Below are 14,975 nucleotides of genomic sequence, written 5' to 3'. Positions count from 1 at the left end.
GTGCCAAAGCCAAAGGGCAAAAAACATCATTTTTCTATTCAGGTACGTTTATGTGCTGCAATTGTTGTTGAATTGCCCACTCAATATGTACATTGACAATCTCATCGTGTAGAGCTTTTGCTTCTTGCAATTGGCTCACGATTTCAGCCGAGTATGGCGCATTTCCTAAGCCGATTGCAATATTCCGTTTAAAGGATTGATAGCCTGTACGGCGAATTGGACTACCTTCTGTTTTTGCAAGAAAAGTTACTTCATCCCATTGCCAAATCTCTAACAAGCTAATGTCATCTAAACTATGTCTTGGGTCAAAGTCTGGAATTAACGCGGTTTTAGCAAAGCCATTCCACGGGCAAATCAACTGACAATCATCACAACCAAAAATACGATTACCTATACCTGAGCGTAACTCTTCAGGAATGATTCCTTTATATTCAATAGTTAAGTAAGCAATACATTTCCTTGCATCCAACATATAAGGCTCAACAATGGCTTGTGTTGGGCAAATGTCGATGCAAGCAGTACATGAGCCACAATGGGCTGTTGCAGGTTGATCAAAAGGGAGGTCAAGCGAAGTAAATAGCTCACCCAAAACGAAGAATGAACCTGATTTTTTATGAATGAGTAAGGTGTGTTTTCCCGTCCAACCCATACCTGCACTTTCAGCAAGTGATTTTTCAAAAATAGGTGCTGAGTCCGCAAACGGGCGTGATTCGAAATCGCCCACTTTTTCTTTAATACGACTGGCTAAGGTTTTAAGTCGACCACGCATGACTTTATGATAGTCACGTCCACGCGCGTAGCGTGCAATAATGGCTGAATTTGGTTCAAATGGTACATAACGGGGCTTAGGTGATGCCACAAGATAGTTCATGCGCACACAAATAATGCTTTTAGTTCCAGGTACAAGCAATGTTGGATCAGCACGTTTTTCTAGATTTTCCTCTAAATAGTGCATATCTGCATGATAACCACGTTTTAAATATTCTTTAAAACGTGGCATTTGATCTTGAGCATCAGGTTTGGCAATGACACAATCAGAAAAGCCCAAGTCTAAAGCTTGAGTTTTTATCCATGTTTTAAGTTCTTGAGGATCAAGCTGCTGAAGCTCAATTTTATCAAGTGATTTTCCAGAGGATGTGGTTGAAGCCATAAACCAATAATTAGGGGATAACATGCAACGTTCAGTTTACCATAGCCAAAGCATTCAAGCATGGGAGCAGCGTTGGTTTGCGCAGCAAAATTCATCTTTAGGACTGATGCAACAAGCAGCTTGGACAATCTCACAACAGTTAATTGAACCATTTAATAAAAATAAAATTCAAAAGATCGCAATTTGGTGCGGACAAGGCAATAACGCAGGTGACGGTTACTATATCGCTGCTTTTCTAAAGCAACATGGATTTCACATCACGGTTTATGCAGCTGAACTCGGTCAATCTTTAGATTTAAAACAAGCCGTACAATATGCACTGTTAAATCGAGTTGATATTCAAAGTATCGATTATTTATTGTCGGAAAATGCGAATCACCAAGAAATTCCAACTTTTGATTGTCATATTGATGCTCTGTTTGGCATAGGTCTCAATCGAATGCTGGATCAGAAATGGCAATCGATCATCCATTTATTTAACTCACAGATTGGTTTAAAGATTGCTATCGATATTCCGAGCGGTCTACATGCTAATACAGGTCAGGCTTTACGCTCTGCAATTCAGGCAGATCAAACCTTTACAATTTTAGGTTATAAGGCAGGGTTGTTCACTGGGCAAGGCAAGGAATATGTGGGAAAACTACATTTAGTCAGCTTGATCCCAATTGATGCAGAATTAAAACCACTTGCATATCTATCCTCTGAAAAAATTGTATTACCGAAACGCCAAGCTTTTGGACATAAAGGAAGTTATGGGCATGTGCTTGTCGTTGGTGGTCATACGGATATGGGCGGAGCGGTGATTATGTCTGCTGAAGCAGCGTTTCATGCTGGAGCAGGGAAAGTCAGTGTGGTCTGTCATGCCAAACATCATCAAGCTATTCTGGCGCGTTCACCGAATATTATGGTGCGAGATATTAATGCCTTAGATGAAAAAACGATCCAACACCTATTAACTCAAATTGATGCCGTATGTTTCGGGATGGGCTTAGGGCGAGATGAATGGGCAGAGCATGTTTATCTAGAGTGGTTCAATTTACTTAATCAAAATTCACATTTAGAAGTGGTATTAGATGCAGATGGGTTGTGGTTTTTGGCAAAACATCCGCAACAATTAAATCCTCATGTTTACGCAACTCCACATTCTGGTGAAGCAGCGACATTATTGGGTTGCAAGCCTGCTGATGTTGAACAAGATCGTATTGTTGCGATTCATAATTTACAACAAAAATATGCAGGGCAATGGGTGCTTAAAGGTGCAGGTAGCCTGATTTTAGAAGATGAATTATTTATCTGTACACAGGGTAATGCAGGGATGGGAACAGGGGGCATGGGTGATGTGCTGGCAGGGATGATTGCCACTTTAAAAGCACAATTTCATGAGCAAGTTGCATTGCATGAAATTGTGAGTTTGCATGCACAAGCAGGGGATTTACTGGCTGAAAATGGTATGAGGGGTTTGCAAGCACACGAAATGGGGAAAATGATTTATAAGGTGGTGAATAAAGAATAGAAAGATTAAGGTCTATTGACATTTCATAAAGATATCCAAATAAATATATAAGCTAGAGGGTGTAAATAATTCTGTGTAAATGCAATTTTAAAAATACTTGGTTACATGCTCTTCAAGCATGATACTAAAGCGATTCATGGCAGTTTTCCAATTCTGTATGGGCATCGTCCATTTTTTGCTTGCTGCCATAATTGCTAAATATACTACCTTTTTCACGGAATCATCGGTTGGGAAGATTTTTCTTTTCCTAGTTGCATGGCGGATAACGCTGTTCAATGATTCAATCGCATTGGTCGTGTAAATCGCTTTGCCAATATCCATAGGACAAGCGAAGAGTGAATATCTTAGCAATTTGGATCAGCCAAAAAGGGTGAATAAGCTGATATTTTCTCAGCCCAAGATGAAGTCATTTCATTTTACAAGGCTGAAAGCTATAGAATGGGTAAACATGAATTAAATTCACTTTTCTATGAAATTAACTCGTTTTTATTCATGTGATGCTTTCGGTATAAATCACATCATTCAAGTTTTATCGTGGAATTTAGAGTGGTGGATCACAATGAGCAATGAGTTTGCATTTTCGATTAAGCGTATTCGTTTCGATGAAAACTACCGTCCCTCAGACAATACACGTATGACAACCAACTTTGCGAATTTAGCCAGAGGTGAACGTCGTGAGGAGAACTTGCGCAACACGCTAAAAATGATTGACAATCGTTTCAATGCCTTGGCACATTGGGATAATCCTAAAGCAGACCGTTATTCAGTTGAGCTTGACATCATCTCGGTTGATATTGATGTGGAAGGTAATGGTGAGACTTTCCCAACCATTGAAATATTGAAAACCAATATTGTTGATCATAAAACCAATAAACGTATTGAAGGCATTGTTGGCAACAATTTTTCCTCTTATGTGCGCGATTATGACTTTAGTGTCTTATTGCCAGAACATAACAAGCATCAAGCCAAATTTAGCCTGCCAGAAAACTATGGCGAGCTTCATGGTAAAATCTTTAAGTCTTTTTTAAATTCAAAATCTTATAAAGATAATTTCAGTAAACCACCTGTGATTTGTCTGAGTGTGTCAACCACCAAGACTTATCATCGCACTGCCAATCAGCATCCTATCCTGGGGGTGGAATATCAGCAGGATGATTATTCCTTAACTGATGAATATTTCGCAAAAATGGGCTTGCAGGTTCGCTATTTCATGCCACCAAACAGTGTTGCACCTTTGGCATTTTATCATCATGGTGATTTGCTGAGTGACTACACCGATCTTGAACTGATCGGCACGATTAGCACCATGGAAACCTTTCAGAAGATTTATCGCCCTGAAATTTACAATGCCAATTCGGTAGCAGCACAAAGCTATCAACCAAGCTTGAACTATCAGGATTTTTCACTGACGCAAATTGTCTATGACCGTGAAGAACGTAGCCGATTGGCGATTGAACAAGGCAAATGGACTGAAGAGCATTTTATCAAGCCATACCAAAATATCCTTGAGCAATGGGCTGCGAACTACACCGATAAAACCGAAGCCGCTTAAATTCACCAATTTATAGAAAAGATGATTGATCATGACGAAAATATTATTACCGACTTCAACTGCGGGTAGCTTGCCGAAACCATCTTGGATTGCAGAACCTGAGAAACTTTGGTCGCCCTGGAAATTAGAGGGCGATGACCTGATCCAAGGCAAACGTGATGCGTTGCTGGTATCCCTGCAGGAACAACTCCATGCAGGCATTGATATTGTCAGTGATGGTGAGCAGACCCGCCAGCACTTTGTCACCACCTTTATTGAACATCTGCATGGCGTTGATTTTGAAAAACGAGAAACGGTCAGAATCCGCAATCGTTATGATGCCAGTGTCCCGACGGTATTTGATGCTGTTTCTCGTCAAAAGCCAGTTTTTGTGGAAGATGCCAAGTTTTTACGTCAGCACACCACACAACCAATTAAATGGGCATTGCCAGGTCCAATGACCATGATTGATACGCTGTATGATGCCCATTATAAAAGCCGTGAAAAACTGGCGTGGGAATTTGCCAAAATCCTTAATGAAGAAGCTAAAGAGCTGGAAGCTGCGGGTGTGGATATTATCCAGTTTGATGAGCCTGCATTTAATGTGTTCTTTGATGAGGTGAATGACTGGGGTGTTGCGACCCTTGAGCGAGCAATTGAAGGCCTGAAATGTGAAACAGCGGTACATATTTGTTACGGCTATGGCATCAAGGCCAATACCGACTGGAAAAAGACGCTGGGTTCAGAATGGCGACAATATGAAGAAGCTTTTCCAAAGCTGAAACAGTCTAAAATTGATATTGTCTCACTGGAATGTCAGAACTCACGTGTGCCAATGGATTTAATTGAGCTGATCCGTGGCAAAAAGGTCATGGTCGGGGCCATTGATGTGGCAACCAACACCATTGAAACACCTGAAGAAGTTGCAGATACCTTGCGTAAAGCACTTCAGTTTGTTGATGCGGATAAGCTTTATCCATCAACCAACTGTGGTATGACACCATTATCTCGTGATGTTGCTAGAGGCAAATTGCATGCGTTAAGCGCAGGTGCGGAAATCGTTCGAAAAGAAATTTTGGGCAAATAATTTAGAATTGAGAACATGATGTAAAAGTGACCTGTTTAATGGCTGGTTAGGATTAAACAGGTCACTTTTATTGGGAATAAAATGATGATTGAAGCAATAGACTTTAGAAATGCAATGTCTTTGTTAAGTAGTGCGGTCAATGTCGTGACTACGGCAGGCATGTCTGGTCGTTATGGTTTTACTGCATCTGCGGTGTGTGGTGTATCGGATAGTCCTGCGACTTTATTGGTCTGTATGAATAGAGCTGCGAGTTCGCATATTCATTTTATCGAAAATAAAATCCTAAGTGTCAATGTATTGGCTGAACATCAGCAACATCTTTCTACTGCATTTTCCTCTAAAATTAGTCCAGAAGAGCGCTTTAAACAAGCCATTTGGACAGAACTGGAAACAGGTTCACCGATTTTAACAGATGCTTTAGTTAGCTTTGACTGTGAGATTGAGCAAATTCAGGAAGTGGGCACACATAGTATTTTTATCTGCCGTATTGTTGCAATTCAACAAAGTCAGCAGGAGCAGGGACTGGTTTATTTTAACCGTGTCTATCATCATGTGGGGCAAGTGGAAATAGAGGTGGTCCCACTTGTTTGAACAACTAAAAGCTTATTTATAAGTGATATTTTGCTCTAGTTAAGCTACCTTATTTTGTTGTGGTAGCTGGTCATAGGAAAACTCATCTGGAGTCATTTTGTCCAGACTCGAATGAGGTCGTTTCAAATTATAAAATTCAAAATATGCGTTTAATTGCTTCTTCGCATCCAAAACATTGCTGTAGGCTTTGAGATACACCTCTTCATATTTAACGCTTTTCCATAACCGTTCAACCATCACATTATCAATCCATGAGCAGTATACTGCGCAAGTTTACCATCCATGCTGATTTGGATGTCATTTGATTTCAATGCTTCAATAAATGCATCACTGGTAAATTGACTGCCTTGGTCTGTATTAAAGATTTCAGATCGATACCCTATGCACAAGCACCTTACGGCTGTGCCAATCAATCACAGCACATAAGTAGACAAAGCCTTTTGCCATAGGGATATATGTTATATTCGTTGCCCACACTTGATTACTCCGCTGAATACTCAATCCTTTGAGCAGATATGGATATTTACGCTGAGCTTGATTGGCCTGACTTGGATTTGGTTTACGATATAACGCATTAATGCCCATTTTCTTCATTAAAGTACGTGTATGACGTCGTCCTATAGGATGTCCTTGACGATTCAACAAATCACGCATCATACGGCTACCTGCAAAAGGGTATTGCATATGTAATTCATTCATACAACGCATCAGCTTCAGATCTGATGCACTCACAGGTTTTGGGCGATAGTAATAATGGAGTGAAAGAATATTTAAGTGAAATACTCGGTATATTTTTAGGTGCTGATAAGTGTTTCAAAAATAAAACGATCTGTCATGTTTTTTAGACTATTCCTAAAAAATGCATCGTTATACACTACATTTAATCCAAGATAACGCTTCAAAGAGCATAAAGTAGGAATAACAACATGAGTAACTTCTTAAATAGCATTAAATCGCGTCGTAGCATTTATGCAATTGGTAAAAATCTTACCGTTGACCAAGCAACGATTGAAGAAACAATTCGCGAAGCAGTAAAACACAGCCCATCATCATTCAACTCACAAACTTCACGTGTTGTAACTTTATATGGTGAATCACACCATAAATTTTGGGAAATTGTTCGCGAAACTTTACGTAAAATGGTTCCAGCAGAAGCATTTGCAAATACTAGCGCGAAAATTGATAGTTTCTCAGCAGGTTTTGGTACAGCGTTATTTTATGAAGATCAAGATGTTGTAAAAGGCTTACAAGAGCAATTCGCATTGTATGCGGATAACTTCCCAGTTTGGTCTGAACATTCAAGTGCCATTGCACAGTTCGCATCATGGACTGCATTATCTGAAATTGGTGTTGGTGCATCATTACAGCACTATAATCCAATCGTGGATGCCGAAGTGGCTGAAACTTTTGATATTCCATCAAACTGGAAACTACGTGCCCAGTTAGTATTCGGTTCTATTGAAGCAGCTGCTGGCGAAAAAACCTATATGGATGACGCTGCACGTTTCAAAACTTTTAACTAAGTAAATATATGTATCACTAAAAAGAGCACTCAATGTGCTCTTTTTTTATTTAAGGTTTGTATTCGCCAAAAGAACTACGGTGCTTAGCATTAGAAATGATGTATATATCTTAAAAAAGCCAAATTGTTGGAATAGACAGTTTTGTTTTATGTCATAAAATGGTCATAATCGCAGAGCATAGTGCTTACGATTTCATAAATTGTTTATATCGAGAAGAGTCTAATGTCTTTAAGAGTTGGTGTTGCTGCTTTCGGGTTATTATTGAGTAGTTCAGTTTTTTCAGCAGTCACAATCACTGCACCTGAAGAAATCGTGATTCTTGCGGTAAATGGTCAAGAAGTAAATAATGGTTTAATTCCTTCAAAGAAAAATAACTATCAAGTTGATCCTGGGAACTTAACGGTAAATGTTCGTTACCGTGAATATTTTGAACACTTAAATGGTGAACACGATATTGTGAAATCTGGTGTGGTAACAATTCAAACAACAGATCTTAAAGATAATCAAACTTATAATTTGGCACTCGTAAATGCTCCAAAAGACTTTAGTCAAGCAAAAAAATTTGCTGAACAGCCTACGGTTGCTTTATATGATCAAAGTAAAAAACTTGTAGTACAGCAAACAGGTGCAAATAATGAAGCTCAACCGTGGTTTTCAGGTAATAGTTTATTAGCTCGTACCTTAGATTTAACCCAAAAAAATAAAAATAATGTTGTGAATCAACCTGCACCCGTCTATGCAGCTTCGACAACAAATGTAGCACCTGTTGCTGTAACAGCAACAACGGTAGTATCTGGCAATATAAAAACCACAGATCAGCAATTAGTAGAGTTGTGGCAAAAAGCATCGAAAGCTGAACGTCAAAAATTTATGGCATGGTTAGCAGGGCAAACGAACTAATTGCTCAACTGTAAAAGAACCGATGTTATCATCGGTTTTTTATTGAGCGTATAAAATAGAAATGTCTTTTAACATTAGAACTGCAAAAATTGATGATGTAGCGCAATTGGTTGAATGAATCAATTTGGCTGATCGGGCTCAATCTGAGCGAAGTTGGACCACTGAAAAAGCATTTGTAGATGGAATACGGATTACCAATGAACAATTGAGTGGAGACTTGAGCTGATCAAATTTTAAACTGTTTATTGGTGAGAATGAACAAGGTTTGTTAGTTGCTTGTATTGGGCTCAGTCTTGATCATAACTCTGTTGAAATTGGAACTTTTGCGATTGATTCATCGATTCAAAACTTAGGATATGGCAAACAAATGCTCAATTATGTTGAAGTATATGTTGCACAGAGTTGTATGGAAGTTCGAGATTTAATTATGTATGTCTTAGATGTCCGCTCTGAGTTAATCGCATATTATCAGCGTCGTGGTTATCAGATTACAGGTCATACAGCGCCTTATCCTGTAAATGCAAATGTAGGTCAGCCGTTGGTACCAATTCAGTTAATTGAAATGAAAAAGGCGATCATATAGTCTATTGATTATAAATTAAAAATTTTATTACTCAATATTTTAAATTACATTGTAATTACTTTGTGTATTATTAAATGATCATTCAAAATGACTCAAAAAAAGAGGAAGCCATGCTTCCTCCTTTTATTTGATTTGTTAAAGATTAATTACCAATCCAAATATAATAGCCTAAGATCATCAGAGGCCATGCAATATAAGGACTAAATAACCATTTCCATAACCAGAATCTTGGTATAAACCCAACACCATGAATAAAACCGCCAGAAATTCCAATCATAACCAACATGAGTTGGCTATGGTTATAATGTCCATTGGCATCCAGCATCAATGCAGGATGTACCAATAAAATGGCTGCAAGGGGCAATGCCAACAAAAACGAAACGGTCATTGCAAGCACTTGTGCCTTACTATTCTTCGGTGTTGTCATTGCTTGAGCCATTACTTATTCCTCATCTAAATCTTGATGGTGTTCGATATAGAGCGCACTGAGTACACCTGCGAAGCACGCCATCAAAACGCCTAGAATCCATGCAAAATACCACATTTCACATCTCCTCATTAGTACAAACTATGTGAATTTTCTTCAATGTGTTTGTTAGTGATGACACCCCACATTTTGTAATAAGACCAAGAGGTATAGATCAAAATGAGAGGAACAAAAATACAAGCAGCAACAGTCATTACACCAAGAGTTTTGTGACTAGAAACAGCATCCCACATCGTTAAACTTGATGTTGGATCGATACTTGATGGCAATAAGAATGGGAATAATGCAAAACCAGCAGTTAAGATCGCACCCACAATCATCAGACTCGTACCTGTAAAACTTGCAGCTGCCTTACGTTTTCCAGCACTAAGAATAACCAATAATGCACCTAGGATTGCAACAATTGGTGCAGCCATAGTAATTGGATAGGTTGAGTAGTTATTCAACCAACCATGGTTTGCATTTGTTACAACTTCTTTTGCAAGTGGGTTTAATGCAGCATTGGTATCAACAGCAGTAGCATAACTATAGCCTGAGATATTTCCAAAGAATAACCAAACGCCAGCTGCTAAGAAACATACAAGGAATGCGATTGCCATAATTTGAGTTGCTTTAGCTGAACGGTTATGTAAATCACCATCAGTACGAAGCATTAACCATGCACCACCGTGAGCACATAACATCGACAAACTCACAATACCGCAAATCAGCGCAAACGGATTCAATAATGCAAAGAAGCTGCCTGTGTATTGAGAACGTAAGGTGTCGTCTAAGCTAAATGGTACGCCCAAAAATAAGTTACCAAATGCAACACCGAATACTAGTGCTGGTACAGCACCACCAATGCACAGACCCCAATCCCAAGAAGTACGCCATTGAGTATTTTCTAATTTAGAACGGTAGTCAAATCCAACAGGTCTGAGGAATAGAGCAAATAGAACGAGTAGTAATGCCCAATACATTCCAGAGAAAGCGACAGCATAAACCATTGGCCATGCGGCAAAAAGTGCACCACCAGCGGTAATAAACCAGACTTGGTTGCCATCCCAGTGTGGTGCAATCGTATTGATTGCAGCACGTCTTTCAGAATCAGTTTTACCTACAAATGGCATCAGCGCCATTGAGCCCATATCAAAACCATCAGTGAGGGCAAAGCCGATCAGTAATACACCAACCAATACCCACCAAATAATTTTTAGGAGTTCATATTCGATCATGATTGAGCCTCCCCAGTTTTTGCAGCTAGTTTTTCAAAATGATATTTACCAGTATGCAACGAACTTGGACCTAAACGAGCAAATTTGATCATTAAGTACATCTCAATAATGAGAAGTACTGTATAGAACGCAGCTAGGGCGATAATTGAACCCCATACATCACCAGCACTCACACTAGAAGCAGAAAGATGTGTAGGTAAGATTTCACCAATTGACCACGGTTGACGACCACCTTCTGCGACATACCAACCCGTTTGTGCTGCAATCCAAGGTAGTGGTAAAGCAAATAATGCAAATTTAAGTAACCAAGGTTTATTCTCTGCATTACGTTTAGCCACAGCCCAAGTTGCTAAGATGAATAGCAATAACATGAGGAAGCCAGAGGCAACCATGGCACGGAAAGAGAAGAACAATGCAGCTACGTTTGGAATTGTATCTTTAGTTGCTGCCTGAATGTGTTCTTCAGTTGCATCGACCACATTTGGAGAATATTTTTTCAATAAAAGACCATAACCCAAGTCTTTCTGGTTTTTCTCAAATGAAGCAAGCAATTCAGGAGAACGATCCCCTGCACGAAGCTTTTCTAGCTCACTGTATGCAACCATACCATTACGGATACGAATTTCGTGTTCTTTCATCAAGTCATGGATACCCGTGACCTGTTTATCGGTAGAACGTGTTGCAATGATACCCATAACATATGGAATCTTAATTGCATAGTCGGTACGCATTTCTTTTTGGTTGGGGATACCAAACAAGGTAAATGCGGCTGGGGCAGGTTCTGTATGCCATTCAGCTTCAATTGCAGCAAGTTTGGTTTTTTGAACATCACCTAGCTCATAGCCCGATTCATCACCCAGTAAGATGACGCATAGGGTTGAAGCTAAGCCAAAAATTGCGGCGATTGCGAAAGAACGGCGTGCAAATGGTAAATCACGTTTCTTTAACAGGTAATAACTTGAGATCGCAAGTACAAAGATTGAACCTGTGACATAACCAGCGGAAACGGTATGAACGAATTTAACCTGCGCAACAGGGTTGAAAATCAACGCTCCGAAGTCTACAAGTTCCATACGCATGGTTTCATAGTTAAATGCGGCACCGACAGGGTTTTGCATCCAACCATTTGCGATGAGAATCCACAAGGCAGACATATTGGAGCCAATCGCAACTAGCCAAGTTACACCTAAGTGTTGAACTTTAGAAAGACGATCCCAGCCAAAGAAGAATAGACCAATAAAAGTCGATTCTAGGAAGAAAGCCATTAAGCCTTCAATTGCAAGCGGTGCACCAAAGATGTCGCCTACATAGTGAGAATAATAAGCCCAATTGGTACCAAACTGGAATTCCATCGTTAGACCAGTAGTTACACCTAAGGCAAAGTTAATCCCGAAGAGTTTCCCCCAAAATTTGGTCATGTCTTTGTAAATTTCTTTACCAGAAATCACATAAGTGGTTTCCATAATGGCAAGAATAAACGCCAGACCTAGAGTGAGAGGAACGAAAAGAAAGTGATACATTGCGGTCATTGCGAATTGGAACCGCGAAAGATCGACCACGCTTTCAGAAATCATCAACGTGTCTCCTGAGTTTTGGACATATCGCCAGCAATACGCTCGGCAACTTCATTGTTAAAATCTTTTGGAATCGTTGGGGCATCAAACCAGATATGTTTAATCAGCATAAGAATTGCAACTTTAATAATTAGAATAATTGCTATTTCCCAGATTAATCTTCGGTTTGGGTCTTGAGAACTTGTCTTCATCGAGCCAGCCTCATAATTTTAAAGATGTTACACATTATTAATTAAAATTTATTAAAAATAAACCTTTAAGGGCTTTAAAATGAATTAATTTAATATTATTTATAAAAATCAATTAATTATATAAATTTTGATCAAATTTTGAAAAATATTATTATTACCCAACTAAAATAATATGAATTAATTTAAAAAACTGATTAAAACAGTTGTATTTATATTTTTAAATCTGATTTAAAAGGTTTGGTTTATGATTAATTTAAGAAAAATTAAACCAACTAAAATAGTATGGATATAAAAAATATAATATTTACAATCATTTAAGTAATTGATTACACAATTAAGTAATTCTTATAATGGATTCTGCACAAAACCTAGTGTATTGGTAGAGTTTGGTTTAAAAAATGTGTGAAATATCATCCTTCATTTTGGTTTGAAAGTTAGATCAATAGATTGATGAAAATGGAAGAGGGAATTGCAATATTTATAAATTTTCTTTTTGTAACATATTGTAATTTTTGGTGGGGTGCTCAAAATTTTAACGATATAGGTCTTACTCTGCGGTGAATAGCTTATTTGATATGGAGATTTTTTTAGCAATATAGTACGAATTAGATTTCTGACTGATTAACAACACTTGGGATTGTAATTCCAGTTCACCATATTCAGGCTCAACCTGAACATAGTACAGTTGACCAAATTCATCACGTACACGCGCCTGGGCAGAGAATCCTGGTCGTGCGTTACCTGTGGAAATGGTTGCCAGGCGCCCAACCAAATTGGTATGAGTATGCGTGACTTTAGGTTTAATCACCTGATCCAGACAGTGAATCATAAACACGGTAAAGAAAATATCGATGATCAATGCTGGGATAAAAAGGTAATAGGGTGAAATAAAGTGGTGCTGTAAGGCAAAGAATGATAATTCCAGAAAGTAGCCAGCAAAACTGAAATTGATCAGTAAAAAAACAAAGATGAGATACTTGGAGAATTTAACATCGAGTAGCGGTGAATGAAGTAACCATTCAGGTGTCAGCTTTTTGACCAGATGACTTGGCCGCAACCCAATAAAGATGCCAAGTGTTTCCGCAATGCTGAGCAAAATCAAAGCCACTACGCTCATGTGAAATGGCATAAGGTAGTAATTTAAAAAAAACTCAGTCATCGCAGAATTCATGATTTAGGCACTAATCAATATAAATACCACCATCAGAGTGTACTTCCAAATTTACTTTTTCAAGGAATTCACCTAGACATGGACCCGAAATACATTCACCTGTTTCTACAGAGAACAAGGCACCATGTGTAGAACATTGAATATATTCACCGTCCTGATCCAGAAATTGATTCTCCAGATATTCAAGCTCAGTTTGCAAATGCGGACAAAGATTATTGTAGGCATAAAATTGTCCGTCACGCTGAGTGATGAAGATAGTCTTTCCTTTCATGGTGTCATATGCACGTGCTTCACGTTCAGGAACTTCTTCAGTCATGCAAATCTTTTCCATATTATGCACATTCCTGTTGTGTGGATTTGAATTGTTCGAATAGCTTGGCGTAGTTTTCGACGGCCAAACGTGGGCCGAATTGAGCAACAACCTCACTGGAAATTAAAATGGCAAGCTGGGCAGCCGCTTCCAGACTGAGACCTGCATTGATGGCATATAAAAATGCACCCGCAAAGGCATCACCTGCACCATTGGTATCCACAGCATCAACATGCCGTCCAGCCACATGGAACTGTTGTGCTGGATCAATAATCACCGCACCATTTGCGCCTTGCGTGATGACGATATGCTGATTGTTTAATTTTAATGCTGCAATGGCATCATCAAGATTTTCTGTATTGGTAAACATCAACGCTTCCTGCTCATTACAGAACAGTAAGTCAACGCCATCATCCAGTAATTCTTCCAAACCTTGACGGGCATATTGCACCATTGCTGGATCAGAAAGGGATAGGGCGATTTTCACCCCATGCGCTTTTGCAAGCTCACGGGCCTGTTTGACCGCGATACGCGCCGTATCACTGGTTGATAAGTAACCCTCGATATAGAGCCATTTTGCAGTTTTTAACGGTTCAAAATCGATTTGTTCAGCAGTTAATTCAGCGGTAATGCCTAGATAGGTATGCATGGTACGTTCTGAATCAGGACTGATCAGTACCATACAAGTTCCTGTTACGCCTTCACTGATTGATTGGGTTGTGGTCTGGATACCAGCATCATTTAAACCATTCAGATAAATTGAACCAAGTTCGTCGTTACCTACACGGCATCCGTAAAAAGCTGTACTACCTAAAGCACTGAATGCAACAGTTGTGTTTGCAGCCGACCCACCACTTGCTTGACCCTTGTAGCTTTGAGTATCTTGTAATTGTTGATATAAAGCAGCTTGAGTTTCACCATCGGTCAACTGCATTGTGCCTTTTTGCAAAGCCTGCTGTGTTAAAAACTCATAAGAAACTTTAAATTCTTGGTCAATGAGTGCATTTCCAATTGCAAAAAGATCAACTGTTGCCATGTTTGTCATCACATTAAAAAATCAAAAAGCAAAGTTTACACTAATGCATTGACCATCACACCTTGCTTGCTGAATTTTTCTACAAAAACATACCAATTTACATGGATATCC

15 protein-coding genes and 3 pseudogenes are annotated in these 14,975 nt (G+C 39.0%); 7 read left to right on the top strand and 11 right to left on the bottom strand.

Annotation, left to right across the window (positions count from 1 at the left end):
* Positions 1-34: 34 nt before the first annotated feature.
* Positions 35-1,150, bottom strand: a complete 1,116-nt coding sequence (gene queG / locus F973_RS08175) for a tRNA epoxyqueuosine(34) reductase QueG (RefSeq protein ID WP_004761173.1) — start codon at positions 1,148-1,150, stop codon at positions 35-37.
* Between the two features lie 22 nt (positions 1,151-1,172).
* Between queG and F973_RS08170 the strand changes: the two genes are divergently transcribed.
* Entirely contained in the window at positions 1,173-2,663 is a 1,491-nt protein-coding gene (locus tag F973_RS08170) for a bifunctional ADP-dependent NAD(P)H-hydrate dehydratase/NAD(P)H-hydrate epimerase (protein WP_004761171.1), read from the top strand.
* Between the two features lie 87 nt (positions 2,664-2,750).
* Here F973_RS08170 and F973_RS08165 read toward each other — a convergent pair.
* A pseudogene (locus tag F973_RS08165) lies at positions 2,751-3,002 on the bottom strand (transposase); the annotation flags it as partial.
* Positions 3,003-3,222: 220 nt separating this feature from the next.
* Here F973_RS08165 and F973_RS08160 point away from each other — a divergent pair.
* The 3 genes from F973_RS08160 to F973_RS08150 all read left to right on the top strand — a co-directional run bounded on the left by F973_RS08160 (position 3,223) and on the right by F973_RS08150 (position 5,872).
* Entirely contained in the window at positions 3,223-4,215 is a 993-nt protein-coding gene (locus tag F973_RS08160; protein ID WP_004761169.1) for a DUF1852 domain-containing protein, read from the top strand.
* Between the two features lie 31 nt (positions 4,216-4,246).
* On the top strand, positions 4,247-5,281 hold the full coding sequence (locus F973_RS08155) for a methionine synthase (protein WP_004761166.1): 1,035 nt from the start codon (positions 4,247-4,249) through the stop codon (positions 5,279-5,281).
* Between the two features lie 84 nt (positions 5,282-5,365).
* Positions 5,366-5,872 (top strand): flavin reductase family protein, encoded by a 507-nt coding sequence (locus tag F973_RS08150; protein ID WP_034432704.1) that lies wholly within the window; start codon positions 5,366-5,368, stop codon positions 5,870-5,872.
* A gap of 39 nt (positions 5,873-5,911) precedes the next feature.
* On the opposite strand, the pseudogene F973_RS15085 reads toward F973_RS08150, so the two are convergent.
* A pseudogene (locus tag F973_RS15085) lies at positions 5,912-6,625 on the bottom strand (integrase core domain-containing protein); the annotation flags it as partial.
* 173 nt (positions 6,626-6,798) lie between these two features.
* Here F973_RS15085 and F973_RS08140 point away from each other — a divergent pair.
* The 3 genes and pseudogenes from F973_RS08140 to F973_RS08130 all read left to right on the top strand — a co-directional run bounded on the left by F973_RS08140 (position 6,799) and on the right by F973_RS08130 (position 8,878).
* The gene (locus F973_RS08140) at positions 6,799-7,395 is read left to right on the top strand and encodes a nitroreductase family protein (RefSeq protein ID WP_004761164.1); all 597 of its coding nucleotides are present in this window, start codon (positions 6,799-6,801) and stop codon (positions 7,393-7,395) included.
* 222 nt (positions 7,396-7,617) lie between these two features.
* Positions 7,618-8,295, top strand: coding sequence for a YccT family protein (locus F973_RS08135; protein ID WP_004682093.1), 678 nt, complete (start codon positions 7,618-7,620; stop codon positions 8,293-8,295).
* A gap of 118 nt (positions 8,296-8,413) precedes the next feature.
* A pseudogene (locus F973_RS08130) lies at positions 8,414-8,878 on the top strand (GNAT family N-acetyltransferase).
* Between the two features lie 142 nt (positions 8,879-9,020).
* Here F973_RS08130 and F973_RS08125 read toward each other — a convergent pair.
* From F973_RS08125 to F973_RS08090, 8 genes are all read right to left on the bottom strand, one after another.
* Positions 9,021-9,317, bottom strand: coding sequence for a cyd operon YbgE family protein (locus F973_RS08125; RefSeq protein WP_004761161.1), 297 nt, complete (start codon positions 9,315-9,317; stop codon positions 9,021-9,023).
* 3 nt (positions 9,318-9,320) lie between these two features.
* Positions 9,321-9,422 carry a cytochrome bd-I oxidase subunit CydX gene (gene cydX, locus F973_RS14655; RefSeq protein WP_004653762.1) on the bottom strand — a complete coding sequence of 34 codons (102 nt, stop codon included), beginning with the start codon at positions 9,420-9,422 and terminating at the stop codon, positions 9,321-9,323.
* Positions 9,423-9,436: 14 nt separating this feature from the next.
* The gene (cydB, locus tag F973_RS08115; RefSeq protein WP_004761159.1) at positions 9,437-10,582 is read right to left on the bottom strand and encodes a cytochrome d ubiquinol oxidase subunit II; all 1,146 of its coding nucleotides are present in this window, start codon (positions 10,580-10,582) and stop codon (positions 9,437-9,439) included.
* Positions 10,579-12,156, bottom strand: a complete 1,578-nt coding sequence (locus F973_RS08110; protein WP_004761157.1) for a cytochrome ubiquinol oxidase subunit I — start codon at positions 12,154-12,156, stop codon at positions 10,579-10,581. The genes cydB and F973_RS08110 overlap by 4 nt, the downstream gene beginning before the upstream one ends.
* Positions 12,156-12,347 (bottom strand): cytochrome oxidase putative small subunit CydP, encoded by a 192-nt coding sequence (gene cydP / locus F973_RS08105; RefSeq protein WP_004761155.1) that lies wholly within the window; start codon positions 12,345-12,347, stop codon positions 12,156-12,158. Before cydP ends, F973_RS08110 begins: the two co-directional genes overlap by 1 nt.
* Before the next feature lie 547 nt (positions 12,348-12,894).
* Positions 12,895-13,506, bottom strand: coding sequence for an OB-fold-containig protein (locus tag F973_RS08100; RefSeq protein WP_171062327.1), 612 nt, complete (start codon positions 13,504-13,506; stop codon positions 12,895-12,897).
* 22 nt (positions 13,507-13,528) lie between these two features.
* Complete coding sequence (locus F973_RS08095) at positions 13,529-13,834, bottom strand: Rieske (2Fe-2S) protein (protein ID WP_010589426.1); 306 nt, start codon at positions 13,832-13,834, stop codon at positions 13,529-13,531.
* Positions 13,835-13,850: 16 nt separating this feature from the next.
* Complete coding sequence (locus F973_RS08090; RefSeq protein ID WP_004761152.1) at positions 13,851-14,864, bottom strand: adenosine kinase; 1,014 nt, start codon at positions 14,862-14,864, stop codon at positions 13,851-13,853.
* Positions 14,865-14,975: the final 111 nt, after the last annotated feature.

Source organism: Acinetobacter sp. CIP 102129 (assembly GCF_000368305.1).
Classification (GTDB): domain Bacteria; phylum Pseudomonadota; class Gammaproteobacteria; order Pseudomonadales; family Moraxellaceae; genus Acinetobacter; species Acinetobacter parvus.
The sequence above is the reverse complement of the archived record's forward strand: the minus strand, read 5'-3'. Positions and strand labels throughout refer to the sequence as shown.

Bases quoted from the DNA above. Each gene is read 5' to 3' on its own strand.
- F973_RS08125 (WP_004761161.1), bottom strand. From the start codon at position 9,317: ATGGCTCAAGCAATGACAACACCGAAGAATAGTAAGGCACAAGTGCTT.
- F973_RS08100 (WP_171062327.1), bottom strand. From the start codon at position 13,506: ATGACTGAGTTTTTTTTAAATTACTACCTTATGCCATTTCACATGAGC.
- cydB (WP_004761159.1), bottom strand. From the start codon at position 10,582: ATGATCGAATATGAACTCCTAAAAATTATTTGGTGGGTATTGGTTGGT.
- F973_RS08160 (WP_004761169.1), top strand. From the start codon at position 3,223: ATGAGCAATGAGTTTGCATTTTCGATTAAGCGTATTCGTTTCGATGAA.
- F973_RS08095 (WP_010589426.1), bottom strand. From the start codon at position 13,834: ATGACTGAAGAAGTTCCTGAACGTGAAGCACGTGCATATGACACCATG.
- F973_RS08110 (WP_004761157.1), bottom strand. From the start codon at position 12,156: ATGATTTCTGAAAGCGTGGTCGATCTTTCGCGGTTCCAATTCGCAATG.
- F973_RS08090 (WP_004761152.1), bottom strand. From the start codon at position 14,864: ATGGCAACAGTTGATCTTTTTGCAATTGGAAATGCACTCATTGACCAA.
- cydP (WP_004761155.1), bottom strand. From the start codon at position 12,347: ATGAAGACAAGTTCTCAAGACCCAAACCGAAGATTAATCTGGGAAATA.
- F973_RS08155 (WP_004761166.1), top strand. From the start codon at position 4,247: ATGACGAAAATATTATTACCGACTTCAACTGCGGGTAGCTTGCCGAAA.
- F973_RS08135 (WP_004682093.1), top strand. From the start codon at position 7,618: ATGTCTTTAAGAGTTGGTGTTGCTGCTTTCGGGTTATTATTGAGTAGT.
- F973_RS08140 (WP_004761164.1), top strand. From the start codon at position 6,799: ATGAGTAACTTCTTAAATAGCATTAAATCGCGTCGTAGCATTTATGCA.
- cydX (WP_004653762.1), bottom strand. From the start codon at position 9,422: ATGTGGTATTTTGCATGGATTCTAGGCGTTTTGATGGCGTGCTTCGCA.
- F973_RS08170 (WP_004761171.1), top strand. From the start codon at position 1,173: ATGCAACGTTCAGTTTACCATAGCCAAAGCATTCAAGCATGGGAGCAG.
- F973_RS08150 (WP_034432704.1), top strand. From the start codon at position 5,366: ATGATTGAAGCAATAGACTTTAGAAATGCAATGTCTTTGTTAAGTAGT.
- queG (WP_004761173.1), bottom strand. From the start codon at position 1,150: ATGGCTTCAACCACATCCTCTGGAAAATCACTTGATAAAATTGAGCTT.